The organism is Sphingomonas sp., assembly GCF_003248515.1.
GTDB lineage: Bacteria > Pseudomonadota > Alphaproteobacteria > Sphingomonadales > Sphingomonadaceae > Sphingomonas_I.
This window is the reverse complement of sequence record NZ_QFOB01000010.1, coordinates 1-23,873: the sequence shown is the minus strand read 5'-3', so window position 1 is coordinate 23,873 and position 23,873 is coordinate 1. Positions and strand designations below refer to the sequence as shown.

Annotated in this window: 35 protein-coding genes, 1 tRNA gene and 1 pseudogene; 19 read left to right on the top strand and 18 right to left on the bottom strand. The window is 66.4% G+C overall.

Going from position 1 to position 23,873, the window contains the following annotated elements:
• The first annotated feature begins 28 nt into the window (after positions 1 to 28).
• Positions 29 to 676 carry a PilZ domain-containing protein gene (locus tag DI605_RS15540; protein ID WP_293975706.1) on the top strand — a complete coding sequence of 216 codons (648 nt, stop codon included), beginning with the start codon at positions 29 to 31 and terminating at the stop codon, positions 674 to 676.
• 57 nt (positions 677 to 733) lie between these two features.
• Here the strand turns inward: DI605_RS15540 and murJ are convergent, their stop codons facing one another.
• Together murJ and secB are read right to left on the bottom strand one after the other, a co-directional pair.
• A complete protein-coding gene (murJ, locus tag DI605_RS15535) occupies positions 734 to 2,299 on the bottom strand; it encodes a murein biosynthesis integral membrane protein MurJ (protein WP_293975704.1) in 1,566 nt (521 codons plus the stop codon).
• 130 nt (positions 2,300 to 2,429) lie between these two features.
• Positions 2,430 to 2,942 carry a protein-export chaperone SecB gene (gene secB / locus DI605_RS15530; RefSeq protein ID WP_293975702.1) on the bottom strand — a complete coding sequence of 171 codons (513 nt, stop codon included), beginning with the start codon at positions 2,940 to 2,942 and terminating at the stop codon, positions 2,430 to 2,432.
• 204 nt (positions 2,943 to 3,146) lie between these two features.
• On the opposite strand from secB, the gene DI605_RS15525 reads away from it, so the two are divergent.
• The 4 genes from DI605_RS15525 (at position 3,147) to DI605_RS15510 (ending at position 6,306) form a co-directional block, all read left to right on the top strand.
• Positions 3,147 to 3,800, top strand: coding sequence for a Tim44/TimA family putative adaptor protein (locus tag DI605_RS15525; RefSeq protein ID WP_293975700.1), 654 nt, complete (start codon positions 3,147 to 3,149; stop codon positions 3,798 to 3,800).
• 26 nt (positions 3,801 to 3,826) lie between these two features.
• Positions 3,827 to 5,083: a murein transglycosylase A gene (locus DI605_RS15520; protein WP_293975698.1), complete on the top strand. Its 1,257-nt coding sequence runs from the start codon at positions 3,827 to 3,829 to the stop codon at positions 5,081 to 5,083.
• Positions 5,058 to 5,600 (top strand): Smr/MutS family protein, encoded by a 543-nt coding sequence (locus tag DI605_RS15515; RefSeq protein WP_293975696.1) that lies wholly within the window; start codon positions 5,058 to 5,060, stop codon positions 5,598 to 5,600. Before DI605_RS15520 ends, DI605_RS15515 begins: the two co-directional genes overlap by 26 nt.
• Positions 5,601 to 5,694: 94 nt before the next feature.
• On the top strand, positions 5,695 to 6,306 hold the full coding sequence (locus DI605_RS15510; protein ID WP_293975694.1) for a hypothetical protein: 612 nt from the start codon (positions 5,695 to 5,697) through the stop codon (positions 6,304 to 6,306).
• A gap of 24 nt (positions 6,307 to 6,330) precedes the next feature.
• Here DI605_RS15510 and dapE read toward each other — a convergent pair whose 3' ends face one another.
• The 9 genes from dapE to DI605_RS15465 all read right to left on the bottom strand — a co-directional run bounded on the left by dapE (position 6,331) and on the right by DI605_RS15465 (position 12,170).
• Positions 6,331 to 7,464 (bottom strand): succinyl-diaminopimelate desuccinylase, encoded by a 1,134-nt coding sequence (gene dapE, locus DI605_RS15505; RefSeq protein WP_293975693.1) that lies wholly within the window; start codon positions 7,462 to 7,464, stop codon positions 6,331 to 6,333.
• Positions 7,461 to 8,126: a glutathione S-transferase family protein gene (locus tag DI605_RS15500; protein ID WP_293975691.1), complete on the bottom strand. Its 666-nt coding sequence runs from the start codon at positions 8,124 to 8,126 to the stop codon at positions 7,461 to 7,463. The genes dapE and DI605_RS15500 overlap by 4 nt, the downstream gene beginning before the upstream one ends.
• Positions 8,127 to 8,195: 69 nt before the next feature.
• On the bottom strand, positions 8,196 to 8,477 hold the full coding sequence (locus DI605_RS15495) for a hypothetical protein (RefSeq protein WP_293975689.1): 282 nt from the start codon (positions 8,475 to 8,477) through the stop codon (positions 8,196 to 8,198).
• Between the two features lie 145 nt (positions 8,478 to 8,622).
• Complete coding sequence (gene yihA, locus DI605_RS15490) at positions 8,623 to 9,285, bottom strand: ribosome biogenesis GTP-binding protein YihA/YsxC (RefSeq protein WP_293975687.1); 663 nt, start codon at positions 9,283 to 9,285, stop codon at positions 8,623 to 8,625.
• Positions 9,282 to 10,997, bottom strand: coding sequence for a membrane protein insertase YidC (gene yidC, locus DI605_RS15485; protein WP_293975685.1), 1,716 nt, complete (start codon positions 10,995 to 10,997; stop codon positions 9,282 to 9,284). The genes yihA and yidC overlap by 4 nt, the downstream gene beginning before the upstream one ends.
• A 20-nt stretch (positions 10,998 to 11,017) precedes the next feature.
• A complete protein-coding gene (yidD, locus tag DI605_RS15480) occupies positions 11,018 to 11,254 on the bottom strand; it encodes a membrane protein insertion efficiency factor YidD (RefSeq protein ID WP_293975683.1) in 237 nt (78 codons plus the stop codon).
• Positions 11,251 to 11,589: a ribonuclease P protein component gene (gene rnpA, locus DI605_RS15475; protein WP_293976023.1), complete on the bottom strand. Its 339-nt coding sequence runs from the start codon at positions 11,587 to 11,589 to the stop codon at positions 11,251 to 11,253. Before rnpA ends, yidD begins: the two co-directional genes overlap by 4 nt.
• A 29-nt stretch (positions 11,590 to 11,618) precedes the next feature.
• On the bottom strand, positions 11,619 to 11,753 hold the full coding sequence (rpmH, locus tag DI605_RS15470) for a 50S ribosomal protein L34 (protein WP_293975681.1): 135 nt from the start codon (positions 11,751 to 11,753) through the stop codon (positions 11,619 to 11,621).
• Positions 11,754 to 11,888: 135 nt separating this feature from the next.
• Complete coding sequence (locus tag DI605_RS15465) at positions 11,889 to 12,170, bottom strand: hypothetical protein (protein ID WP_293975679.1); 282 nt, start codon at positions 12,168 to 12,170, stop codon at positions 11,889 to 11,891.
• 204 nt (positions 12,171 to 12,374) lie between these two features.
• Here DI605_RS15465 and DI605_RS15460 point away from each other — a divergent pair, with 204 nt between their 5' ends.
• The 4 genes from DI605_RS15460 to DI605_RS15445 all read left to right on the top strand — a co-directional run bounded on the left by DI605_RS15460 (position 12,375) and on the right by DI605_RS15445 (position 15,366).
• Positions 12,375 to 13,883 (top strand): YifB family Mg chelatase-like AAA ATPase, encoded by a 1,509-nt coding sequence (locus DI605_RS15460; RefSeq protein ID WP_293975677.1) that lies wholly within the window; start codon positions 12,375 to 12,377, stop codon positions 13,881 to 13,883.
• A 123-nt stretch (positions 13,884 to 14,006) separates the two neighbouring features.
• Positions 14,007 to 14,276: a hypothetical protein gene (locus DI605_RS15455; protein ID WP_293975675.1), complete on the top strand. Its 270-nt coding sequence runs from the start codon at positions 14,007 to 14,009 to the stop codon at positions 14,274 to 14,276.
• A 161-nt stretch (positions 14,277 to 14,437) separates the two neighbouring features.
• Entirely contained in the window at positions 14,438 to 14,848 is a 411-nt protein-coding gene (locus DI605_RS15450; protein WP_293975673.1) for a DUF805 domain-containing protein, read from the top strand.
• 434 nt (positions 14,849 to 15,282) lie between these two features.
• Positions 15,283 to 15,366: transfer RNA gene (locus DI605_RS15445), tRNA-Leu, on the top strand.
• Positions 15,367 to 15,385: 19 nt separating this feature from the next.
• On the opposite strand, the gene DI605_RS15440 is transcribed toward DI605_RS15445, so the two are convergent.
• Positions 15,386 to 15,610: a helix-turn-helix domain-containing protein gene (locus DI605_RS15440; RefSeq protein ID WP_293975671.1), complete on the bottom strand. Its 225-nt coding sequence runs from the start codon at positions 15,608 to 15,610 to the stop codon at positions 15,386 to 15,388.
• 341 nt (positions 15,611 to 15,951) lie between these two features.
• Here DI605_RS15440 and DI605_RS15435 point away from each other — a divergent pair, with 341 nt between their 5' ends.
• On the top strand, positions 15,952 to 16,509 hold the full coding sequence (locus tag DI605_RS15435) for a type 1 glutamine amidotransferase domain-containing protein (RefSeq protein WP_293975670.1): 558 nt from the start codon (positions 15,952 to 15,954) through the stop codon (positions 16,507 to 16,509).
• 25 nt (positions 16,510 to 16,534) lie between these two features.
• Here the strand turns inward: DI605_RS15435 and DI605_RS15430 are convergent, their stop codons facing one another.
• Together DI605_RS15430 and DI605_RS15425 are read right to left on the bottom strand one after the other, a co-directional pair.
• The gene (locus DI605_RS15430) at positions 16,535 to 16,972 is read right to left on the bottom strand and encodes a DUF1810 domain-containing protein (protein ID WP_293975668.1); all 438 of its coding nucleotides are present in this window, start codon (positions 16,970 to 16,972) and stop codon (positions 16,535 to 16,537) included.
• Positions 16,972 to 17,589, bottom strand: a complete 618-nt coding sequence (locus tag DI605_RS15425) for an SOS response-associated peptidase (RefSeq protein WP_293975666.1) — start codon at positions 17,587 to 17,589, stop codon at positions 16,972 to 16,974. Before DI605_RS15425 ends, DI605_RS15430 begins: the two co-directional genes overlap by 1 nt.
• A gap of 51 nt (positions 17,590 to 17,640) precedes the next feature.
• Between DI605_RS15425 and DI605_RS15420 the strand changes: the two genes are divergently transcribed.
• The 8 genes from DI605_RS15420 (at position 17,641) to DI605_RS15385 (ending at position 20,851) form a co-directional block, all read left to right on the top strand.
• The gene (locus tag DI605_RS15420) at positions 17,641 to 18,168 is read left to right on the top strand and encodes an SOS response-associated peptidase family protein (protein ID WP_293975664.1); all 528 of its coding nucleotides are present in this window, start codon (positions 17,641 to 17,643) and stop codon (positions 18,166 to 18,168) included.
• A gap of 19 nt (positions 18,169 to 18,187) precedes the next feature.
• The gene (locus DI605_RS15415) at positions 18,188 to 18,601 is read left to right on the top strand and encodes a nuclease (protein ID WP_293975662.1); all 414 of its coding nucleotides are present in this window, start codon (positions 18,188 to 18,190) and stop codon (positions 18,599 to 18,601) included.
• Entirely contained in the window at positions 18,598 to 19,188 is a 591-nt protein-coding gene (locus tag DI605_RS15410) for an alpha-ketoglutarate-dependent dioxygenase AlkB (protein WP_293975660.1), read from the top strand. Before DI605_RS15415 ends, DI605_RS15410 begins: the two co-directional genes overlap by 4 nt.
• 36 nt (positions 19,189 to 19,224) lie before the next feature.
• A complete protein-coding gene (locus DI605_RS15405; protein ID WP_293975658.1) occupies positions 19,225 to 19,407 on the top strand; it encodes a DUF3008 family protein in 183 nt (60 codons plus the stop codon).
• A gap of 133 nt (positions 19,408 to 19,540) precedes the next feature.
• Positions 19,541 to 19,759, top strand: coding sequence for a hypothetical protein (locus DI605_RS15400; RefSeq protein WP_367120062.1), 219 nt, complete (start codon positions 19,541 to 19,543; stop codon positions 19,757 to 19,759).
• 122 nt (positions 19,760 to 19,881) lie between these two features.
• Positions 19,882 to 20,112: a hypothetical protein gene (locus DI605_RS15395; RefSeq protein ID WP_293975654.1), complete on the top strand. Its 231-nt coding sequence runs from the start codon at positions 19,882 to 19,884 to the stop codon at positions 20,110 to 20,112.
• A gap of 50 nt (positions 20,113 to 20,162) precedes the next feature.
• Positions 20,163 to 20,480 carry a hypothetical protein gene (locus DI605_RS15390; protein WP_293975652.1) on the top strand — a complete coding sequence of 106 codons (318 nt, stop codon included), beginning with the start codon at positions 20,163 to 20,165 and terminating at the stop codon, positions 20,478 to 20,480.
• On the top strand, positions 20,480 to 20,851 hold the full coding sequence (locus tag DI605_RS15385; protein WP_293975650.1) for a DUF4186 domain-containing protein: 372 nt from the start codon (positions 20,480 to 20,482) through the stop codon (positions 20,849 to 20,851). Before DI605_RS15390 ends, DI605_RS15385 begins: the two co-directional genes overlap by 1 nt.
• A gap of 41 nt (positions 20,852 to 20,892) precedes the next feature.
• On the opposite strand, the gene DI605_RS15380 is transcribed toward DI605_RS15385, so the two are convergent.
• Complete coding sequence (locus DI605_RS15380; RefSeq protein ID WP_293976021.1) at positions 20,893 to 21,366, bottom strand: Hsp20 family protein; 474 nt, start codon at positions 21,364 to 21,366, stop codon at positions 20,893 to 20,895.
• Positions 21,367 to 21,611: 245 nt separating this feature from the next.
• Here DI605_RS15380 and DI605_RS15375 point away from each other — a divergent pair, with 245 nt between their 5' ends.
• Positions 21,612 to 21,875 carry a DksA/TraR family C4-type zinc finger protein gene (locus tag DI605_RS15375; RefSeq protein ID WP_293975648.1) on the top strand — a complete coding sequence of 88 codons (264 nt, stop codon included), beginning with the start codon at positions 21,612 to 21,614 and terminating at the stop codon, positions 21,873 to 21,875.
• Between the two features lie 34 nt (positions 21,876 to 21,909).
• Here DI605_RS15375 and DI605_RS15370 read toward each other — a convergent pair whose 3' ends face one another.
• The 3 genes and pseudogenes from DI605_RS15370 to DI605_RS15360 form a co-directional block, all read right to left on the bottom strand.
• Positions 21,910 to 22,410, bottom strand: a complete 501-nt coding sequence (locus DI605_RS15370) for a cupin domain-containing protein (protein WP_293975646.1) — start codon at positions 22,408 to 22,410, stop codon at positions 21,910 to 21,912.
• The gene (gene xth, locus DI605_RS15365; RefSeq protein WP_293975644.1) at positions 22,407 to 23,237 is read right to left on the bottom strand and encodes an exodeoxyribonuclease III; all 831 of its coding nucleotides are present in this window, start codon (positions 23,235 to 23,237) and stop codon (positions 22,407 to 22,409) included. Before xth ends, DI605_RS15370 begins: the two co-directional genes overlap by 4 nt.
• Positions 23,234 to 23,873 (bottom strand): annotated as a pseudogene (locus DI605_RS15360) (ATP-dependent DNA ligase); the annotation flags it as partial. The gene xth and the pseudogene DI605_RS15360, both read right to left, overlap by 4 nt.

Below are 23,873 nucleotides of genomic sequence, written 5' to 3'. Positions count from 1 at the left end.
GAGCCCACATCTTTTCCGGCGCAGGCAGATGATGAACAGTCCCAACGGCGCAATGTTGAAAGCCCTGGATCCCGATGACGGGATGGAGTCACACGAGCGCCGCCGCGCCGCGCGACACACCACCGTGCTCCAGGTCGCCAGGCTGTGCACCGAGCGCTCGGAGGAACTGTGCATCCTGCGCGACATTTCCGATACCGGCCTACGCGCCGAAGTCTATTGCCGGCTCCAGATTGACGAGCCGGTGACGTTCGAGATGCGGACGGGGCATCGCGTGAGCGGCACTGTGGTGTGGGTGAGGGACAATTCCATCGGCGTGCGCTTCGGCGCTACCATCTCCGTGCCGGAAGTGCTCGCCCATTGCTCGTTCGATGACCGGCTCGGCCGGATCCGTCCGCCGCGCATCGATGTCGCGATGCCGGGGCTGCTCCTTTCGGGGCGCGAACTGATCGACGTGACGATCCGCAACATCTCGCAGGCGGGCATGAAGATACGGACCGCGACCTCGCTGCTCGCCGGATCCGAAGTGACGGTGCGGCTCGCCGGGATCGGTCAGCGCGGCGCCAAGGTCCGCTGGTATCGCGATGGCGAGGCCGGCCTGCAACTGCTCCAGGGCCTCACCTATCCCGAGTTCGCCAACTGGCGCGTCGAGTGCCTGGCCGAGGCCGCGGCCGCCTGACCCCCCGAATATGGCCTGCTGTTCGATCGGCTCGGGCCGACCGATGAGGCGCCGTTCCTATTTGCGGCGGCGCAGGAGCTGGGCCTTCAGCTCCGCCGGGCGGAACGCGCCGAGCAGGATCGCCGCCCCGAAATAGACGATGCCCGCCGCCGCCATCAGCGCGCCGAGCCACAGGGCGCGCTCGAGCAGGCCGCGGCTCATATGCGGAGTCGTCCATGGCGCCACCGCCAGGAGCAGCGCCGCCATCGCCAGGGTGGCCAGCGTCAGCCGGATCAGCGACCGCCTGAGCCGGTCATCGATCCGGAAATGGCCGCGCCGATGCAGGGTCGCGTAGAGCAGCCCGGCATTCACCCAGGCCGAAATCGCGGTGGAAAGCGCGAGGCCGACATGCTGGAGCGGCCAGATCAGGATGAGATTGCCGATGAGATTGGCGAGCATCGCGACGAGTGCGATGCGCACCGGCGTCCGCGTATCGGTCCGCGCGTGGAAGCCCGGCACCAGCACCTTGATGAGGATATAGGCCGGCAGGCCGAGCGAGAAGGCCGCGAGGGCATGCGCGCTGGCGAGCGTGTCGGCCGCCCCGAACGCGCCATGCTGCAGCAGTGCCTGGATGATCGGGAAGGCGGCGACCATCAGGGCGGCCGTAGCGGGGAGCGTCAGCACCAGCGAAAGCTCGATCGCGCGATTCTGGGTGGTGTTCGCGCCGCTTGTGTCCCCGCCCGCAATCTGGCGCGACAGGCCCGGCAACATCGCCGTGCCGACGCCGATGCCGATCAGGCCGAGCGGCAGCTGATTCAGCCTGTCCGCATAATAGAGATAGGAAACCGCGCCCTGCGGCAGGAAGCGCGCGGCAAGGCTGGTGGAGATGAGCAGATTGAATTGCACGGCGCCCGCGCCCAGCGCCGCCGGCCAGATGATGTGGAGCAGCTGGCGCACCTTGGGATTGAGGCGCGGGCGGCGGATCTTGAGCGACGTCCCGGCCCTCGCACAGGCCCACATCAGCCACAATAATTGCGCCACGCCGGAGACGGTGACCGAGACGGCCTGGGTATAGGCGGTCTCGATCGGGGTGGATCCCCGGAAGAAGAGCAGGCCGATAATCATGCAGATGTTCAGCAGGATCGGCGCCGCGGCATTCACCCAGAAGCGATCGACCGAATTCAGGATGCCGCCCAGCAGAGAGACGAGGCTGATGAGCGCGAGATAGGGAAAGGTGATGCGGGTGAGCGACACCGCCAGCGCGAACTTTTCCGGGCCGCCATCGGGAAAGCCGCCGGTCATCGCCCAGACGATCGGCGCGGTGGCCGCCATCATCAGGATCGTGAAGACGAGCAGGATGGGAAAGAGGATCGCCAGGACCTGCTCGGCAAAGTCGAGCGCGGCCGGCAGGCCGCCATCCTCGCGCCCCACCTCGCGATTGAACATCGGCACGAACGCGGAGGCGAAGGCGCCCTCGGCGAACAGGGCGCGAAACAGATTGGGCAGGCGCCAGGCGATCAGAAACGCATCATTGGCGAAGCCCGCGCCCACGAACTGCGCCATCAGCATATCGCGGACGAAGCCGGCGATGCGACTGACAAGCGTGAGCCCGCCGATCGTGGCCGTATTGCGGACGAGGCTCATGCGGGGGTGCCGGGGATCGGCCCCGTTTGCGCCGTGCCGGCCGAGCGGCCCTCCCTCCCGCCCGGCAGGAAGGAAGGGGCCGGCACGTCGACGGGCTCAGCGCGAACGGGGAGGGACAGGCGCGAGGCGATCAGGCCTGGCCGGCCGGCTCCGCGCCGGCGAGCGCGGCGGCCTGCGCGGTCTGCTGCTGGTAGAGCGAGCCGAAATCGATGGGATCGAGCAGCAGCGGCGGGAAATTGCCGTCGCGGATCGTTTCGGCGACGATGCGGCGCGCGAACGGAAAGAGCAGGCGGGGTGCCTCGGCGTAGAGGAACGGGTGCAGCATCTCTTCCGGGACATTCTGTGCGGCGAAAAGGCCGGCATAGACCAGCTCCAGCGCGAAGGCGGTGTTGCCCGAAGCGACCGCGCGAACCTCGATCTTCATCGCCACTTCATGCACGCCCTCGGCCGGCGAAACCGTGCCGATGTTGAACTGCACGTCGATCTGCGGCTGTTCCTGCCACTGATAGACGGCGGGCGCGTTCGGATTTTCGAAGGAGAGATCCTTCACATATTGTGTCAGCATGCCGAGCTGCGGACCCGCGTCCAGCCCATTGGCCTGCGCATCCACGGTGCTGCCGGTTTCCGCAAAATCTTCGGCCATGGCCACTTGCTTTCCTGTACTGACTTGTCGGATGGCATCGTGCTTGGACGATGCGGGCCGCGAGCTAGCAGCCCCTGTGGGGCAGGGCAATGCGGAACCCGCCGGCCATCGCCATCGTATAGATGGCGGGAAATTTGAATCTCGCGCGCCGTGCGCCTATGTTGGGTTGTACGCGTCGCAGTGTCGGTGCTGGCAGGAGGCTGGGTGACCACGGTAATCGTCCTCGCAATGGTGTTTGTTTTCGTCGCGTTGCGCTTGTGGAGCGTGCTCGGGCGGCGGACGGGCCATGAGCAGACCCTCACCAAGCCGCTGGAGCGTGTGCCTTCCGCGCGCAGCACCGTGCCGGTCGCCGTGCCGGGCAAGGACATAGCCGTGCCGATCGGCCCCGATCTTTCGAACACGCCCGCCGCCGTTGCCGGGCTGCGGACGATCTCCGCCGCCGATCCGAAATTCGACGTCGCCCATTTCGTGGAGGGCGCGAAGGGCGCCTATCGGATGATTCTGGAAGCCTTCTGGCGTGGTGACGAGGAGGAGCTGCACCAGCTCGTCGATGGCGAGGTGGCCGATGCCTTCACCGCCGCGATCGCCGATCGCAAGGCGGCTGGTCATGTGCTCGACAATCGTCTGGTCACGATTGAAAACGCCCAGATCGAGGATGCCGTCGTCGAAGGGCAGATGGCCCATATCCGCATGCGCTTCGATGCGGACATCGCCGCCGTGACGCGCGATGCCGAGGGCAACGTGATCGCCGGCTCGCTGACCGATGCCGTGCCGACCCACGATGTCTGGACGTTCAGCCGGGCGCTGCGCTCGCCCGATCCGAACTGGACGCTGACCGAGACTGACGAAGCCATCTGAGCCGGGGCCAACCCGGCATGAGGGGTATGAACTTTCGCAGGATCGCGGCTCTCGCGATGCTTCTGGCGCTGGCGGCCTGCGCCGGATCGCCGAGGCCACACAGGCCGGCGCCGCCGGCGCACAAGCCCGCCACATCGGCACCGAAGCCAAAGCCCGAGCCGGCCGGGCCGCAGACGGCGGCCGAACTGGGCACGCGCCCGGGGCCGCCGATCGACTCGCTGGGCCTCACGCCCGAAAATGCACGCAAGGCGATGGCGGCATTCCGGCTTTCCTGTCCGGTGCTGGTGCGTCGCACCGATGCCAGCGGACTGACGCTGCCGCAGGACTGGGCCGCCGCGTGCGACGATGCGGCGGGGCGACTCGACATAGACGGGCCCGCTTTCTTCGCGCAGTGGTTCGATGCGGTGATCGTGGGCGACGGAAAGGCCTTCGCGACCGGCTATTACGAGCCGGAGATTGCGGGATCGCGCACGCATGTTCCGGGCTATGACACTCCGGTCTATCGCCGGCCCGACGATCTGGTGGAAGTGGATCCCGGCACCCTGAGCGGAACGCCGACCGGCCGGAAGCAGCGCGGGCGGATCGTCGACGGGCGCTTCCAGCTTTATCATGATCGCGCAGCGATCGATGGCGGTGTGCTGGACGGCAAGGGGCTGGAGATCGCCTGGGCGCGCGATCCGATCGAATTCTTCTTTCTCCAGATCCAGGGATCGGGCCGGCTGGTGCAGCCCGACGGCACGGTGATGCGCATCGGCTATGACGGGCAGAATGGCCGCGAATATGTGGGCATCGGCAAGGTGATGCGCGAACGCGGGCTGATCGGCCCGGGCACCGATTATGCGACATCGATGCAGGGCATGATGGCGTGGCTGCGGGGACATCCCGATCAGACCAAGGCTGTGCTGGACGAGAATAAGAGCTTCGTCTTCTTCCGCGAGCTGACCGGTGCCGGGCCGATCGGGGCGCTTGGTGTGGCCGTGAGCGGGCGGGGCAGCGTCGCGGCCGATCCCAAGTTCATCCCGCTGGGTGCGCCTATCCTGCTGTCGCTGGATCGTCCTGAGGCGAGCGGCCTGTGGGTGGCGCAAGATACGGGAGGCGCGATCAAGGGTGCGAATCGCGTCGACACCTTCTGGGGTGCGGGCGTTTCCGCGCGCACGATCGCCGGCGGCATGTCCGGTCGTGGTCAGGCGCTGCTGCTGCTGCCCAAGGGCGCTCTGACGAGAATCGCGCTGAGAAATCCGGGCGTGCGGGGGGCAGGTGCGCGAACGACGGCTGACCGCTGAGGAGCGCGGCCTGTGGGCGCGCGTAGCGGCGACGGTGCGGCCACTGGGTCGGATTGAGCGGCGCGAGGCCGGAATGCCGCCTGTGCCGGAGGACGTCGTTCCCATGCCCGCCGCTCCGGCCGCGCGGGTATCGGCACCGCGCCCCGCGCCTGCGGCCGCCGCGAAAGCCATGCCCGGCGAAACGCTGGATGGCGGGTGGGACAAGCGGCTCGCGCGTGGCCTTGTGGCGCCGGATCGATCGATCGATCTGCACGGTCATCATCTGGCGGGCGCGCACGCGGCGCTGGAACAGGCGCTGGCGCGCGCCATAGCGGATGGCACGCGGCTGCTGCTGGTGGTGACCGGCCGGCCCCCGCGCCGTGGCGATATCGAACCGCGCCGCGGCCTGATTCGCGCGAGCATCGGGGACTGGCTGGCTTTGTCGCCCTATGCGGGGAGGATCGCGGCGGTGCGCAATGCCCATCCCCGGCATGGTGGGGCGGGTGCGCTCTATGTGGTGCTGCGGCGGAAGCGCTGAGCGCGGGCGGGTTGCGACGCCGCAGGACGCGATAGGAAAAGCCTCCCCATCCGATTAAGCTGCCCACATGTCATGATGCGTTGGGGGGCATGTCATGAGGCTTTGGGGGCTGTTTCTGGCGGGTTTGACTGTCGCGCATGCGGGGGCGCAGGCGCCGCCGCCGAAGGAGGAGGGGGCTCCGGTTGCCGGTGCGATCGCGAAAGAGGAAGGCGCGCCTGACCCTCAGGTCGCGGGGCTCAACAACGCTATCCGTACCCGGCTGGAGGCGATCGACGCGCACAATGCGCAGGTAAGGGTGGCCGAAGCGCAATATGCGAAGGATCGCGCGGCATTCGAAGCCGCCGTGCGCCTGCACGACGAGCAGACCGCCGCCGCCGATGCGCGCAGGAAAGCCTGGGAAGCGGAAACGGCCAACTGGAGCAAGGCCGTGGCGGCGGCGAAGGCGCCCCCGTCCAGCCGGAAGGGGGGCACCACGCGAAATGCCACTCTCGCCTCGGGGCCGGCCGGTACGGCATCTGACATCGTCGTGGATGGCAGGAAGCCGGCGCGGATCTGTCACTATGAACTGGAAACCGGTTCGCTGGTGAAGCGGCATCGCGTGTGCATGACGGCAAGCGAGAGCGAAGGCCGGACCCAGGTCGCCCGAGACGAGCTCCGGCGATTGACGTCCGGTGTTTCCTCGTGCGGGAAACCGATCTGCGAATAGCCTTGGCGCGTCGCGGAAGCGGGCTCAGCCCGCGAGCGCGCGCGAGATGATCGAGGCGTAGATATCCGCCAGCGTGCGCAGATCGGGGATCGCCACGGCTTCGTCCAGCTTGTGCATCGTGGCGTTGACGAGGCCGAACTCCACCGTCGGCGCGATCTTCGAGAGGAAGCGCGCGTCGGAGGTGCCCCCGCTGGTCGAAAGATCCGGGGCGAGGCCGGTCGCATCGCTGATCGCTTCCGAAACCAGTGTGGAAAGCGGGCCGGGTGCGGTGAGGAACGCCTCACCCGAGATGCGCGACGTGAGCGTCGCCTCCGGCGCCTCCGCCGAGACGATCTCCCGCACGCGATCGACGAGGTCCGCGCCGCTGTGCAGATCGTTGAAGCGGATGTTGAGCCGGGCGCGGGCATGGCCGGGGATGACGTTGGCAGCCGGATTGCCCGTCTCGATATCGGTGATCTCGAGATTGGAGGGCTGGAACCAGTCCGTGCCCGAATCGAGATGCATCGCGGTAAGGCTGTGCAGCACCGTGGCCAGTGCCGGGATCGGATTGCTGGCCAGATGCGGATAGGCGACATGGCCCTGCACGCCGGGCACGTCGATCCACATGTTGACCGAGCCGCGCCGGCCAATCTTCACCGTATCGCCCAGCCGCGACGAGGAGGTGGGCTCGCCCACCAGGATCATGTCCGGCCGGATGCCCTTTTCGGTCATCCACGCCATCAGTGCTTTCGTGCCCCAGGTGGCCGGGCCTTCCTCGTCGCCGGTGATGATGAGGCTGACGATGCCTTCATCCGGCTGTCCGCGCGAGGCGGCGGCGACGAAGGCGGCGATCGCGCCCTTCATGTCGACCGCGCCGCGCCCGTAGAGCAGTTCGCCCCGGATGGAAGGCAGGAAGGCATCGCTCTCCCAGCCCTCGCCGGGTGGGACGACATCGGTGTGGCCGGCGAAGGCGAAGTGGCGGCCGCCGCTGCCGCGCGTGGCGAAGAGATTTTCGATCGGGCCGTCCGGCGCCTCGCCATGGCTGAAGCGATGGACTTCGAAGCCGATCGAGGCGAGCGCATCGGCCAGCACGGCCTGCGCGCCGCCATCGGCCGGCGTCACGCTGTTGCAGGCCATCAGCGCCTGCGCGAATTCGAGCGGATCGATGAGTGGCATCATGCGACCGGCTGCTCGAATTTCTCGATCACCCATGGCTCATCCTGCGCATCCGCGAGCCAATCCCCCATGAAGGGATGGGTGAGGACGGCCGTGCCATAGACAGCGGCGAAGCGCGGAATGGGCAGCGAATAGGTGATGAAGCGCGTGACGACGGGCGCGAACATGATGTCGGCGGCCGAGAAGGTGCCGAACAGGAAGGGGCCGCCGCTGCCCCAGCGCGAGCGTGCCTCCGCCCAGAGCGAGACGATCCGCTCGATATCCGCCGCCGCTTCGGGGCTGACCGGAGCGGGCGGAAAGGAGCGGCGCACATTCATGCTATATTCGCGGCGCAGCGCGACGAAGCTGGAGTGCATCTCCGCCGCCATCGATCGCGCGCAGGCGCGGGCGGCCTCCTCTTTCGGCCAGAAGACATCACGGCCTACCTTGTCCGAAAGATATTCGATGATGGCGAGGCTATCCCAAACCACGGCATCGCCATCCCACAGGATCGGCACCTTGCCCGAGGAGGGCGCGAATTCGGCGCCCTCGCGCCGCCTGTCCCATTCATCGTCGTAGAGGGGGACGACGATCTCCTCGAACGGCAGGCCCGACTGGCGGACGGCGAGCCATCCCCGGAGCGACCAACTGGAATAGGCCTTGTTGCCGATGAAGAGCTTGAGCATGGCCCCGCCTTTAGCGGGCCTTTGGCTGGTTCGTCGAGGCTGTGGTGTCGGCGATGGGCGCCTTGATCCTCAGCGGCGGCGGCGGCCATCGCCCCCGAACAGCGCGGCGGCGGGGAGCAGCAGGAGAATCGTGACGAGGCCGGCCGTCACCGGCTCCCCGATCGAGACGAAGGCGAGCGCGAAGAACAGGGCGGCGACGACCGCGCCGATGCCGAGCGCGATCCAGAGGGCGGCGCGCGGGCTATCGATCCGCTGGGCGGGAAGCGCGCGCGGCGCTCGCGGCGCGGGCGTCGCGACGGGCTTCACCGGAGGCGCCTCGGGCGCCTTGAGACTGAAATCGATATAGGCCACGTCGCCCTCCCACCGGCGATGCCGCGCCGAACGATCGGCGCGCGCAAAGCAGTTTACGGGCGAAACGATTGCAGGGTTGCGACGAAGGCGTTGCACCGCGCGACCGGCCCGGGCACGCGCGACGAAATTGCGGGAGGCGGTGCCCTCAGGCCGTCATTGCATCGAGGATCGCGGCGCGCAGTTCCGGAATGCCGCCGCCTTTCTCGCTCGACGTGGCGAGGATTTCAGGGTGGGCGGCGGCATGCTTGCGCGCTTCGGCAGCGGTGGCGGCGCTGACCGCGGCCAGTTCGCTGGCCTTGATCTTGTCCGATTTGGTGAGGACGAGGCGATAGGAGACGGCGGCCTTGTCCAGCATCTCCATCATCTCGAGATCGACCTTCTTGAGGCCGTGGCGGCTATCGACCAGCACCAGCGCGCGCTTGAGCGTGGGCCGGCCGCGCAGGAAATCGTTCACGAGGAAGCGCCATTTGCGCACCACATCCTTGGGCGCCTCGGCAAAGCCATAGCCCGGCATGTCGACAAGGCGCATGACGGGCGGCTCGCCCACCTCGAAGAAGTTCAGTTCCTGCGTGCGGCCGGGCGTGTTCGATGTGCGGGCAAGGCCGTTGCGATTGGTGAGCGCGTTCAGCAGCGAGGATTTGCCCACGTTCGAGCGGCCGGCAAAGGCCACCTCGGGCAGGTTCGCCTCTGGCAGATATTGCAGGCCCGGCGCGGATTTCAGGAAGGAGATCGGGCCGGCGAACAGCTTGCGCGCCGTCTCGATCCGCTCCTCGGCGCCTGCCGCGCCCGGATCCCCGATCTCGCTCACTTGCCCGCCGCTTGCGCCGACATGCTCTCTTTCAGGCCCGGCGTGCGCGCATAGAGATATTGCTGCTGGGCGAGGCTGAGCAGGTTGTTCGCGACGTAATAAAGCTGCAGGCCCGCCGCGAGCGGCGCGAAGAACAGCATCATCATCCACGGCATGATCGCCATCACCTGCTGCTGCGCGGGATCGCCGGCTGGCGGATTCAGGCGGAACTGGAGCCACATGGTGACGCCGAGCAGGATCGCCAGAACACCCAGATGGAGGAAGCCCGGCGGATCGAAGGGCAGCATGCCGAAGAGATTGACCGGCGTGAGCGGATCCGGCGACGACAGATCCCTGATCCACAGCGCGAAGGGCTGGTGGCGCATCTCGATCGACAGCATCAGCACCTTATAGAGCGCGATGAAGATCGGCATCTGGATGAAGATGGGCAGGCAGCCGGCGAGCGGATTCACCTTTTCCGTCTGATAGAGCTTCAGCATCTCCTGCTGGAGGCGCGGCTTGTCATCCTTGTGGCGGTCCTGCAGCGCCTTCATCTTCGGCTGCACCTTGCGCATCGAGGCCATCGACGCGAACTGGCGCTGCGCGACCGGGAAGAGCAGGGCGCGCACGATGCAGGTGAGCAGGATGATCGCGACGCCGAAATTGCCGACATGGCGGAACAGCCAGTCGAGCAGATAGAAGATCGGCTTCTCGAACCAGACGAACCAGCCCCAGTCGACCGCGCGATCCAGCTTCGTGATGCCCTGTGCCTCATAGGCATCCAGTACCGCGACTTCCTTGGCCCCCGCGAAGAAGCGCTGGACGTTGGTGGCGGTGCCATGGGCCGGCACATTCTGCGTGGGCTGCGCGATATCGGCCTGATAGCGCTGCCCTTCGCCCGCGCGGAAGCCGGCGTCGACGGCCAGATTCTGCTGGGGGACCAGCGCGGTCTGCCAATATTTGTCGCCGAAGCCGATCCAGCCGCCGGTCGTCTGGAAGCGCTCGCCGGCGGCGCCCGCCTTGTCGAGATCCTTGAAGCTCACGGAATAATCGGTGGCGCCATCGAACGTGCCGATCGGGCCGGTGTGCATCGTCCAGCTCGACGGATCCTTGGATACGCCGACGCGGCTAACGAGGCCGAAGGGGCGTACGCCAAGCGGCCTGGGGCCGACATTCTCCACCGTCTGCGTGATCGTGAAGAGATAGTTGGCGTCGATCGCGAAGCGCATCGCGAAACGCTGGCCCTGGCCATTGTCCCAACGCAGCGTGACCGGCTTCTCCGGCGTCAGCAGCGTGCCGTCCGCCGTCCACTGCGTATCGCTGGTGGGGACGGCCAGATTGTCGGCCGTCCAGCCGAAGCCCGCGAAATAGGCATCCGGGGTGCCGCCCGGCGAAAGCAGCCGGACAGGAGGTGAATTCTTCGCGATCGTCTCACGATGATCGAGCAGAACGAGATCGTCGATCCGGGCGCCCTTGAGATTGATCGAGCCTTCCAGGCGCGGCGTCTTGATCGCGACGCGCGGGGTTTCGCGCAGCACGAGCGCGCGATCGCGGATCGTGGCGCTGCTGTCGGGCATCGCCTCCGGCTTGGGCAGCGGCACAACCTTGCCGTCGACGATCTTCGTCGCGGGTGGATTCGATGGCGGCAGGAATTTCTCGGCCAGGAAGGTCCAGCCGATGAGCACGATCGCGGACAGCACGATGGCCAGGATCAGGTTGCGCTGATTTTGCACGTTTCTTCAAGAACCTCGGATCAGGGGACCGGATCGTGGCCGCATCCGCCCCAGGGGTGGCAGCGGCACAGGCGTTTGACCGCCAGCCAAGAGCCGGCGAGCGCCCCATAGCGCGTCAATGCCTCGATCGCATAGGCCGAGCATGATGGAGAATAGCGACAGGTTGGTGGCAGCAGGCGCGAAGGACCGAGCTGCCAGAAGCGGGCGAGCCAGATGATCGGAAGCGCGGCGAGACGCGCGGGCGGCCGCGCCGTCATCTGCCGAGATCGCGCCGGATGCGGCCGAGCGCCTTGCGCAGATCGTGGACGAGATCGGCATGTTCGCGGGTGAGCGCCGCCGAACGGCCGATCAGGATATGATCGGCCCCCGCCACCCCATCCTGCGGATAGAGAGTGCGGGCAAGCGCACGAAAACGCCGCTTGATCCGATTCCGGATCACGGCGTTTCCGATCTTCTTGGTGACCGTGAAGCCCATGCCGAGCGCTTCATCGCCATCGCCACGCGGGCGGACGAGAAGGACGAAAGCGGGCATCGCGACTCGCTTGCCGCCGTTCGCCGCGAGAAATTCGGACCTCTGCCGAAGACCCCGCAGCGATGCCGACGGCTGCTGTTGAGTCTCGCTCAGGCGGAAAGCTTGGCGCGGCCGCGCGCACGGCGGGCGGCGAGCACCTTGCGGCCACCCGGCGTGGCGCTGCGCGCGCGGAAACCGTGGCGACGCTTGCGCACCAGGTTGCTCGGCTGGAAGGTCCGCTTCATCTCAATCAATCCTTCTGGCGTCGTGGCGCCGGAACGACCGGCAACCCGCAATGCAAAAGGCCGCCGAAAAGAACGGCGGCCGTCAGGGCGCTGCCACTATGGGCAAGCCGGCCGAAAGTCAATCCGCATGGCGGCTCAGCGAGGTGCCACCCGCCCCTTGGCGATCTGCCTGCGCCGCAGCGCGCTCTGCCGGCGCATCGCATGATCGCAGGCATTGCCGGCCTTGGGCCAGCGCCGCTTGAGCCGGGCATAGCGCCTGCGGACCCAGGCCGAGTTGCGAAGCAGCAGAACCATGCCCGGCACGAACAGCAGCAGTCCGCCGGGGCCAGGCAGCGCACCGACGATGGGCGACAGCAGGACGAGGATCCACCCTGCGCCGAGCAGGCAAAGCCGGACATGTTCGGACTTCGCTTTCATGACACGGAATATGGGGCTCTGGTCATGACGTTAGCAAGTCGCGGCGGTGCCGGAAGGTTCCCCGCTGCGACGGATTGCTGAGGCGGGGCAGCGCCGCGCCGATATGGCGGGCGGGCCGCGGGCGTGAAGGCGCGGCATCGTTCCCCCGTTGTTCCCCCCGCGAAAGCCGCTATCACCGGCATGGGGCAGAGGGGGAGAGCGGGCTTGGTCGCGCACGTTTCGACGGTGGCGTTCCTGGGGCTGGAGGCGCGGGCCGTGCAGGTTCAGGTGCAGGTGGCGCCGGGCGTGCCCGCCTTCGTGGTGGTCGGCCTGGCCGACAAGGCCGTGGCCGAGAGCCGCGAGCGCGTGCGCGCCGCCTTGCAGGCGATCGGCCTCGCGCTGCCGCCCAAACGCATCACGGTGAACCTCTCGCCGGCGGATCTGCGCAAGGAGGGATCGCATTACGACTTGCCGATCGCGCTGGGCCTGCTCGGCGCGATGGGCGTGATCGATGCAGAGACGCTCGCCGCCTATCTCGTGGTGGGCGAACTGGGGCTGGACGGGCGGATCGCCGCCGCGCCGGGCGTGCTGCTGGCGGCGATCCATGCTTCCGAGCGGTCACTGGGCCTGATCTGTCCCGCGGCGCAGGGCGCGGAGGCGGCATGGGCGGGATCGGTGGAGGTCGTCGCGGCGCCCGATCTGATGGCTTTGCTCGATCATCTGCGTGGCGTGGGCGCGCTGGTCGCGCCGGAGCCGGGCGTGGCGGAGGAGGCGGCGGAAGGCCCCGATCTGCGCCAGGTGAAGGGGCAGGAGACGGCCAAGCGTGCGCTGGAGATTGCGGCGGCGGGCGGACATAATCTCGTCATGGTGGGGCCGCCCGGCGCGGGCAAATCGCTGATGGCGGCGTGCCTGCCCGGCATTCTCCCTCCGCTGACGCCGGCGGAGGCGCTGGAAGTATCGATGGTGGCGAGCGTTTCGGGTACGATCGAGGCCGGGCGATTGTCCCGCGCGCGGCCCTTTCGCAGCCCGCACCATTCCGCCTCGATGGCGGCATTGGTGGGCGGGGGGCTGCGCGTGAAGCCGGGCGAGGTGAGCCTCGCCCATCTGGGCGTACTGTTTCTGGACGAATTGCCCGAATTCCAGCGCGCCGTGCTGGATTCGTTGCGCCAGCCGCTGGAAACGGGGCGCGTGTCCGTGGCGCGGGCCAACAGCCATGTGACCTTTCCGGCGCGTGTGCAGCTGGTGGCGGCGATGAACCCGTGCCGCTGCGGGCATCTCGGCGATCCTGGCCAGGCCTGTTCGCGCGCGCCGCGCTGCGCCGCCGATTATCAGGCGAAGGTCTCCGGCCCGCTGCTCGACCGGATCGATCTGCATGTGGAGGTGGCGGGTGTCAGCGCCGCCGATCTGGTGCTTCCGCCGCCGGCGGAGGGATCCGCGGAAGTGCGCCGCCGGGTCGCGGCCGCGCGTGCCGTGCAGACGGCACGTTACGAGGAGGAAAATGTGCGGACCAATGCCGAGGCGGACGGCGCCCTGCTCGATCGCGTGGCGACGCCGGATGAAGGCGGGCGCGCGCTGCTGGCGCAGGCGGCCGAGGCGCTGCGCCTCTCCGCGCGCGGCTATCATCGCGTGCTGCGGGTATCGCGCACGATCGCCGATCTCGCCGGCTCGGATGGCGTGATGCGGGGGCATGTCGCCGAGGCGCTCAGCTATCGGCGGCGGGCTCCGACAAACTGATACGGAGCGGCCCCGGGGAGATGTGGGGGGATGCGTGGAGATGGTCTGAGTGCTCATGAACGCGGTCGGGGCTAAGCTCGCCCGATGAACCGTTGGCGATCGAGATACCGAAGGGTGGCGGCGTTGGCCGATACGCCCACGCCGCTGCGGCGTGGCATCGCTGCTCTTGTCGCCGGTTCGCTTGCCTTCGCCTTGGCCCAGATCCTGTTGGGGATCATTTGGGGAGCCGGCTGGCGCATCGCATGGGCATCGGGTTTCGCATGTGCCGTCGCGGCAGGCTATGCGGCGGGCACGCTCAGGCGGGGGCTTGCGATCGTCTATGGCCTGCTCGCTGCCGTCTGGCTGCTCGTCGAAGGCTTCGTTCTGCTGTTGGGCAGCCTTTCGCTCGGCTAGGCAAAGTCCGCCACTGCTTCTTATTCCTGCGTCGAACGAAATCCCTGGCTGCGCCAGCGGGACGATCGCGGATCTCCGTGGTTGCGATTGCGTTAGTCGCATCCCTGTCGCGGACGCGCTAGACTGGCCATGGCGATCGCCGCGCGCATGAGGACCGAGCCATGACCGAGATGCTGACCCCGATCCGTCGCTACGCCGATTTTCGCGGACGATCCGATCGGGGAGAATTCTGGCTGTTTATGCTCTTCCTGATCGCCGGCTGGCTGCTGTTCGCGCTGATCGATCAGTTGCTGGGCTTCGGTCGATTCGACCGGAACTGGCAGACCTACAATTGGGGCCTCGTCGGCATGGCCGACTGGAATGGCGGCTTCCTCTCGATGATGTTCTGGCTGGGGATGCTGATCCCGACGATCGCGGTGGCGGTGCGGCGGCTGCACGATGCCAATCATGGCGCGGGCTGGCTGCTGCTCTTCTTCGTGCCGGTCATCGGATGGCTGGTGCTGCTGATCTTCTACACCCAGGCATCCTGGCCGGTGGTCAATGAATGGGGTGCGCCGCGTCATTTCGACTGAGGCGGGCCGCCCGCATCGATGGAGTTGCGGCGGCGCCTCCGCTCCGCTAACCGCGCTGCTGCGTGCCCCTGTGGTGGAATTGGTAGACGCGTCCGACTCAAAAAGCCGTGTTGCGACGGTGTGTTCGTTCTATGCGGTGAAAGGAGTTTTGTTTAGATTTCAAGTCCCTACCGGTGATTTTGGGCTGGCATGAAAATTGATCGATTTTGCGCTAGGAGCCACATAGGAGCCGGGAAAAATCAAGCTGTGGCGAATGCGATCGTAGCTCGGAATGCCCCGTCCGTTTGACGGACGAGGAAATCATGCTTTCGGTGAGCCGAGGGGAGGGGTAGAGGGCTGCTGGAGCGAGGGCTTCGCCGAAGTGAATGCTTGGCGATGCTGTAGATTTGATGAAAGAAGAACGATAGATATATTAAAGTAATGAAGTCCACGTTGCGGGCGTGGCGAAATGGTAGACGCAGTGGATTCAAAATCCACCGGAGAAGTCCATGTCGGTTCGAGTCCGACCGCCCGCACCATTACTTTGGCAGGCTGAAATTACTTGGCGGCTTTATAGACACCCGTGTTGTCGAAGGTTCTTTTATTGGCCCACTCTTGAAGGTCGGCCTCATCATATAGAACCCTGCTTCCAAACTTCTTAAATGGCGGGCCACCGCCCACCACACGTTGCTTTTCCAACGTACGCGGAGAGAGCCGCAAGAAGGATGCAGCTTCTCGATTGGTGAGATATTTGGGCCCGTTTGATGCCTGGATGTGAGTCACGACGGTCTCTTTGCAGCTAGTTTTGCTACGGCCCGCCTGACGTAGTTACTCAACAATACTCGAACGCTATGGCGCTGAAAACCAGCAGGGCATTGAAGTGCCGCTTGTGCCCAAAAGTGCGCTTTAGCGCGCTGACGGCATATTTCTTCAAAGCATAGCACCTCCATCAATCGCTCGCGGCAAGGAGTGTCGCTGGTTCAATGGCCTTGATCTGTGAACGCGTCCAGTTTGGTCGCGCTGGGGAACGCCTCGCGAGTCCGAGCGGTTCTCGCTCCATGCCGACAGCCTGTCGGCTCCCAAAAGCATCGTCCCCCCAAAGGCGTAGAACCGAAAGGCTGAGCATGTCCCTCGAAGGCAAATCGATCGCGATCCTCATCGCACCGCGCGGCACCGAAGAGCCGGAATTCGTCCAACCCAAGGAAGCTGTCGAACAGGCAGGCGCCAGCGTAACCGTAATCAGTCTCGAGAGCGGGCAGGCAAAGACCAACAATCACGACCTCGATCCCGGCGGCGAGTATGCGGTCGACAAGACCTTCGACGACGTGTCCGCCGATGACTTCGACGGAGTGATCATTCCCGGCGGCTGCGTCGGTGCCGACAAGCTGCGCGCCGCCGACGACGCGGTCGCGTTCGTCAAAGCCTTCTTCGACCAGAAGAAGCCGGTCGGCGTCATTTGCCATGGCCCCTGGCTCTTGGTCGAAGCCGATGTCGTCGAAGGCCGCACGCTGACGTCCTTTCCAAGCGTGCGCACCGACATCGAGAATGCCGGCGGCAATTGGGTCGATCAGGAAGTTGTGGTCGATGAGGGCCTAGTGACGAGCCGGAAGCCGGACGACCTGCCGGCGTTCTGCGCCAAGCTCGTCGAGGAATTCGCCGAAGGGCGTCACGTCGACGCCTGACACCGGCTGCCATCGAGGGGAAGCGTCAGCCCGAGGCTGGCGCGTCCTTCAGTATCGACAGCGTAGCGTCGTCCCGCTTTCCGGCGAACCAGCGATCAAGTGCCGCCGCAAACAGGGGACTCGGCCGCGCCACCTCGAAGAGGGTCAGCGATGATCGCAGCTTCATCGCGTCGATCTCGCCGAACACGGCGACCGGATCGCTGGTCGACAGGTTCTGCAGCGCGGTGACGCTTTCAATATAGCGGGCACCGAGCACCGGATGATCGAGATACTCGCGAGCTTCGTCGAGCGAGCGGATCGCGAAATGCCACGCCGTCGTGCTGCGGCCGAGACCGGCGATCTGCGGGAAGACGTACCAGATCCAGTGTGAACGCTTGGCGCCGCGCCGGATCTCGGCGAGCGCGGTAGGATAGCTGAGCGTCTGGGCCTCGACGAAGCGGTCGAGCGAGTTGGCGTCGGGCATCAGAGCAGTGCCGCCTGCGCGGTCTGTGGCGGATAGATGCGAGTGACCGGCAAGCTGCCTTTGGGAAGCGCACGGAGCACATCGTGCGCGGGGACGTCGGGGTCGAGCCAGTCGGCCCATTGATCGCGGGCCAGGGGAATGATCTGACGATGGTGATAGGGTGCGACATCCTCTCCGGGCGCCATCGTAAGCATGGTGAAAGCCTCGCCGACCTCGGGATGCGCGCGCCAGATGCCGGCGATGCAGAACCAGTCGTGATCCTTCAAGGTGAACAGCCACTTGGTCTTGCGCTTCTCGCCGGGCATCGGCTCGGTGAACTCGTAAAAGCCGTCGGCGAGGATGAGGCACCGGCCCGACGTGAATTCGCGATCCTCGGAGACAAAATTGTAGACGGGCTTGCCGCCCGGGCTCGGCCAGCTCCAGCGGCGGTTCACCAGCTCGCCAGCGCCGCGCTCGCCTTCCACGGTGCGCACGATCGGAGCGGTATCGCTGATCTTGATGTCCTCGCGGGCGGCGACGTTCGGCGTGCCTTCGGGCATCTTGATCTTGATCTTCAGGTCCGAGAAGTCCTCGGCGATCGAGGCGATGTCCACCTCAAGTCTGTAATCGTTGCACACGAGACTTCAGCCTTCCTTGCGACTCTTCATCGTTCGCATTATGTTCTCGCCATGGACTCGGCCACCCCCTTCGATTCGGACGCGCCGCTCGGCAGCCGCCGCGCCATCATCCGGCGAAACCCGGACGATGCCAGCGAAATCGAGATGGTTGAGGCGGCCTGGGGTTCCAACCCGCGGTTCAGTGACGGCGAGACGATCCGCTTCGTGCGTTCGGAAGGACAGACTTTTCCGAGCCATCGCTGCCTGATCCCGGCCAGCGAATTCCACATGACGGTGGGCAAGAAGCGCTACCGGGTGACGCTCGATGGCGGCAATCATTTCTATCTCGCCGCGGGCCGGGAGCCGGCGATGGGCGACTGGCCGCTTTGCTACCGCGTCGTCACCGTCGCCGCCAACCCCGAGGTCGCCCGCTATCAGGCACGCCACGGCGCGATCATTCATCGCCGCCAGGTCAGGCAATGGCTCGACCATAGCGTGCCGGAGATCGATCTCCTGGAAACGCCGCCGGCGCGCACGTTCGTCGTCGAAGACATCACCGGCGGTGCAAGCCGGGCGGTGCAGCAGGCGCTGGCGCTCTGACAGCGTCGACCCGCTTCGCATGTCTCGATTTTTCGCGTCCTATCTAGCGATCGCTCTGTCGGGCTGCCTGTGGGCGGCGCCGGCGCTCGCCGACCCCTGCGAGGGGCCGCTTCCGACGAAGGGCACGGCCTTCAGCGGCATCGTTCGCTATGTCGGCGACGGCGATGGCCTCTGCGTCGGCCCAGCCGGTCGCCCCGACCGCTGGATCGAGATCCGGCTGGCGGACTTCTACGCGCCGGAGCTGCACGAGCGTGGCGGCATGGCGGCCAAGCAGCGGCTCGCCCGGCTGGTGCTCGGTCAGCCGATCCAGTGCCGCGCCGGTCGGCGAAGCTATGATCGCGTGGTCGCCGCTTGTACGCTGCGGGGGCGACCGCTGGGCGCGTTGCTGCGCGCGCGGGGCGGCGTCGAGGGCGGCCGCGGCTGGAAGCGATGAACGCGATGCCCGATCTTTTCGGCGCTCCGACAAGGCCTGGGCTCGCCTTGAGTGAGGCGTTCGTCACGCCTGCCGAAGAAACGGCGCTGATCGCGCGGATCGACGATGTCGGCCTCAGCCCATTCAAGTTCCAGCAGTGGACGGGCAAGCGGCTGACCCGCTCGTTCGGCTGGAGCTACGATTTCGAAACCGGCCGCTTCGCGCCGGCCGAGCCGATCCCGTGCTGGCTGGAGCAAATCAAGGCCCGCGCCGCGCAGTTCGCCGGTCTCGACGCCGCCGACCTGATCCAGGCGCTCGTTATCCGCTACGATCCCGGCGCCGGCATCGGGTGGCACAAAGATCGGCCGGTGTTCGAGCATGTCGTGGGCATCTCGCTCGGCCACGCCGCCACGATGCGCTTCCGCCGCCGGGTGGGCAAAGGCTTTGAGCGGTCGAGCGCGCCGCTGGCGCCGCGCTCGATCTATCACCTCACGGGCCAGATTCGGCACGAGTGGGAACATAGCATCGCGCCCATGTCCGATCCGCGCTGGTCGGTGACCTTCCGCAGCCTGTCCGACAAAGAACGTGCGCTTTCCAGAACGGGATGACCGCTCAAGCGTTATCTGGCGGGAAGGAGATCGATCATGCCCGCAACGTCCAAGGCCCAGCAGAAAGCCGCCGGTGCGGCGCTCGCCGCCAAGCGCGGCGAGGAGCCGAAGTCCAAGCTGAAAGGCGCCTCCAAGCAGATGGAGAAGTCCATGACCGAGGACCAGCTCGAGGAGTTCGCGAGCACGAAGCGCAAGGGCCTGCCCGATAAGAAAGGCTGATCCCTCGTCCGCGCAGACGGGCAAATATCCGGTCACGCCCGACGGTCGCTATTTCGTGGTTCGCGGGCGCCTTTGGCGAACATCGAACCCAGCGCTCGATCCGGAAAAGCGCGCCAAGCTCGTCAGCGAGCTGATGAAGGCCCGCCGCTCTGTCGGGGTCGCGAAACGCGCCGGCAACGCACCCGCCGAACACGAAGCGCATGCCGCGGTTGACCGCGCCAAGCGTGCGCTTGGCGAACGCGGCCCGGTCTGGTGGGACGATGGCGGTCCCGATCTCAATCGACATATGGCGCGCACCACAATCTATGCCGACTGGTTCGAAGCTCTCGGCACCGACGCAGGAGTTAAGTGAAGAACTGTGGGCGTCGGGCAATACACCTCTTGACCACGCGCGAAGGCTTTCCAAATTTTCTTACGGGCCGACCGGGTCGGTCCGAAACATTGCAGCGACCTGAAACCAAAGGAGGCACAGTCATGTCGCAGCCTGTTTCCCGCTATCTCCATCCGTTCGACGTTGCCGAACATCCGACACTCGAGCCCGAGGTCAAGCGCGCGATCCTCGCATCATGGGCGTCCGATCGCGTCGCGGTCGAAGGCGCGCCCGCACTTCGCAAGCCGCCCGGCGCGCGGCAGCCAGTGCCGATCGACGATATCCTGGCCGCACTGCGCTCGCTGGACGGCGCGCAGCCGCCAACGCTGCAGTGACACGGGGTCCGCTCCGGCGCTGGCGCGAGCGTGGCGGCCGCATTATCAACGTGCCGCTTCCCTTCGCCGATGTCATGGAGGTAGCGCTGGCTCTGCTGGCGCTATCTCCCGATGAACTCGCCGCGCTAGGCTGGAGCTTCGCCGCGCGCAAACGGCTGCTCGAGCACTTTCTCGCCGCCGACAAGCAAGCTGACGTGATCGAGCGTACCGCCCTCGACCGGGCGGTGCTGACCTTACGGCTGCCGCTACGCGATGTTCGCCGGCTGCAGCACTTCACCCGCCGCGAGCTTCCGAAGATGGCGAGCCGGGCCGACGTGATCGATCGACTGGACGCAGTGCTCGAGCGGTCGCTGGCGCAGGCGCGCTGATGCGGGCGTTGGACGACGTGTTCCCGAGGCTTGCGGGTTCGCCCTTCCGCGCGCGCTTCCGGCTGAACGCGAAGGATGCCGCCTATCTAACGGATCGCGGCATGGAGGTGGTGCTGGAGCATGCCGCAGCCTTCGTGGTGAAGCGTCTGGCGCCCGCTCGGCCGGCGAATGACGGCAAGCAGACGCCGATGCGCGGGCATCCGGCGTTCGTCGCCCAGCACGCGACCGCGACCTGTTGCCGGGGCTGCCTCGCGAAATGGCATGGCATCCCGGCGGGGCGGGTATTGAGCGAAATTGAGCAGCGCCACCTTGTCGCCGCAATCGAGCGGTGGCTGCGGAGTGGGCTTGGGCTAGTCGAACCCGGTAAATAGCCGGCCGGCACCGCCGTCAGCGGTGTCGGCCGGCAGGGCGATCAGGCCGCCTGACGATCCTCGTCCGTCGGCGCTTCGAGCCGATCGTTCGCGGCGGGTGCGCCGCCGATCTCGATCTTGCGCGGCTTCATCGCCTCGGGAACGACGCGCTTCAGCGCGATCGAGAGCAAGCCGTTGTCGAAGCGCGCGTCGCCCGCCTCGATGAAGTCGGCGAGCTGGAAGCGCCGCTCGAAGGGACGCGCGGCGATCCCGCGCTGCAGATAGTCGCCCTTACCGTCATCATCGGCGCGCTTGCCGGTGACAGTAAGCTGGTTCTGCTGCGCCACGATCTCGATGTCCTGCGGCCGGAAGCCCGCGATGGCGAGCGTGATCCGGTAGCTGTCCTCGCCTTCCTTGACGATGTCGAAGGGCGGATAGCCGTCATCCTCGCGCAGCCCGGACTCGAGCATGTTAAACAACCGGTCGAAGCCGACCGTCGAACGGCGGTAGGGGGTAAAGTCGAAAGCAGTTCTCATTTCCAAATCCTCCATGTGAAGCGATCTGGACATGAGTTGCGCCGGTGCAGAAGAGCCGACGCCCTCTATGTCCGACCGGACCCGAACACGGCGCCCGGCACTGAAAAACATAATTTCACCGAAGCGGCCTTCAAGAGGTTTGCCGCACAAAAAATACGGGAGCCTCTCGGGCTCCGCAGATCTTTGCATCCCGTCAGGTGTTCTTATCTCAACGGATCGAACGAAGGCGCGCGGAGAGCGAGAAAGTGGCAAATGGCTGGGCGCGCGACGGCGCCGTGCAGGATCAGATCGACGACACGGTCATGGACGCGGTGCTGCGCGCACGGGTGATGATGCCGGCGGGCGAAGGCAGCGACGAATGTGACGATTGCGGCGAGGATATTCCGGCCGCGCGCCGTGCCGCGCTTCCCGGAACGCGGACTTGCGTAGCCTGCCAATCGAAGCGCGATGCGAGCATTCGCAGCGTGGGCATCAACCGGCGAGGCAGCAAGGACAGCCAGCTGCGCTAGGTGCAGTCGGCACCTCTGCTCAGGGCGCCGGGTATCAGGTCCACAACTCGACCAAGGGACCGGCTTTGCCCGCGACAGGATCAGCCTCGGGGATAGGCAGGGCGGCCATACGCTGGCGTGCTTCCTCGTCCGGGGCGTCGCGCCGGATGTCCCAATTCTGCCCCCGGGGGTAGGCGCCGACGACGACAAAGTCGTCGCTGGCCTCGATGCTCCGATGACCAGTGCCCGTCGGCAACACCAGTGCGTCGCCCGCCGCGACATGAATATCGAGACCACCGGGGCCGCCGATCGTGAGGGTCGCGGTGCCGGCCGCGACGCCCAACGCCTCATGCGCGGTCGAATGATAATGGTGATAGTCGTAGACGCCGTCGCGCCACTGCGGGGGCCAACCGTTCTTCTCGAACACCGTTTCAAAGGCTTTCGCGGCTTCCTCGCAGTCTCCGGCAGCGACCGCGCCTCGATAGACCAGCACGGGTAACCGCGGGTTGTTCGGCACCCAGTCGTGTTCGGGCAGGACGAAGCTCTCGATTTTCATAAAGGTGCTCCAGCTTCGGCGGCGGCCGTCGCCGGCTTGCGGCGACGCTTCGGCTTGTCGGCAAGCTCAACCCAGACCGGCGCATGATCACTCGTCTTCTCCCAGCCGCGAACATGCCGGTCGACCTGCGCGTCAACGAGGCGATCGGCCAACACCGGGCTCAGCAGCAGATGGTCGATGCGCAGGCCAGCGTTTCGCGCATAAGCGTTCCGGAAATAGTCGAAGAAGGTGTAGATCACCTCGCCCGGGTGGATCGTGCGCAGCGCGTCGGTCCAGCCCTGGTCGAGCAGACGGAAATAAGCGGCCCGGACTTCGGGCGCGAACAACGCGTCGTCGAGCCAGCGCTCGGGCTTATAGACGTCGAGCTCGGTCGGCATGACGTTGAAGTCGCCGGCGAGCATCACCGGCAAGCCGGTTTCCAGCAGTCCGGCCGCATGCTCGATCAGCCGTTCGAACCAGCGCAGCTTATAGTCGAACCTGGGTCCGGGGCGGGGATTGCCATTTGGCAGATAGAGGCCGCCGATCAGGATGCCGTTGACTGCCGCTTCGATGTAGCGGCTGTGCGTGTCATCGGGATCGCCCGGCAAGCCGCGGCGCGTTTCGTGGATCTCGCCGACGCGACTGAGGATCGCGACGCCGTTCCAGCTCTTCTGGCCGTGCCATATCGCATCATAGCCAAGGTCGCGGATCGCGCTCAGCGGAAATTTCTCCTGAGGCGCCTTCAGCTCCTGCAGGACGACAATGTCCGGCTGGCGCTCGGCCAGCCAGCGCACCAACACCGGCAGGCGGCCGTTGACGCCGTTCACATTGTAGGTCGCGACGATCACAGGTCGGGGAGGACCTGATCGGCGCGCCCCCAATGCGCAAGGTTCTTCGACGCCGCGCGCTTCACCATCTCCGCCCCGTCACCGATATGCCAGTGCGAGGGTTTGTCGAGGTCGCGCAGTTCCTCCCACGTCAGCGGCACCGCGATCGGCGCATATTCGCGGGTCCGCGCGCTGTACGGCATCACCGCCGTCGCGCCGCGCTGGTTGCGCAGATAGTCGATGAAGATCCGGCCCGTCCGTTTCGCCTTGGCTAGGGCCGCGGTAAAGCGTTCCGGCTCGGCCTGCGCGAGCGCCAGGGCGAAGCGATGAGCGAAGTCCTTCACCACGGGCCATTCGGCGGAGGGAGTAAGCGGCGCGATGACATGGACGCCTTTGCCGCCAGTCACCATCGGGAAGGTGGTGAGGCCCATCTGGGCGAGCACGTCCTGGACATGCAAGGCGGCCGAGACGACATTCTGGAAGTCCAGCCCCTCATCGGGATCGAGATCGAAGACGAGCCGATCGGCTTTCTCGACATCCTCGATCCGCGCGCCCCAACCATGGAACTCGATCGTCCCCATCTGCACGCAGGTGAGCAGCCCTGCCGGCGTGTCGACGAACAGATAGGGTTCGTCATGGCCGTCCTTCTCGCGGATG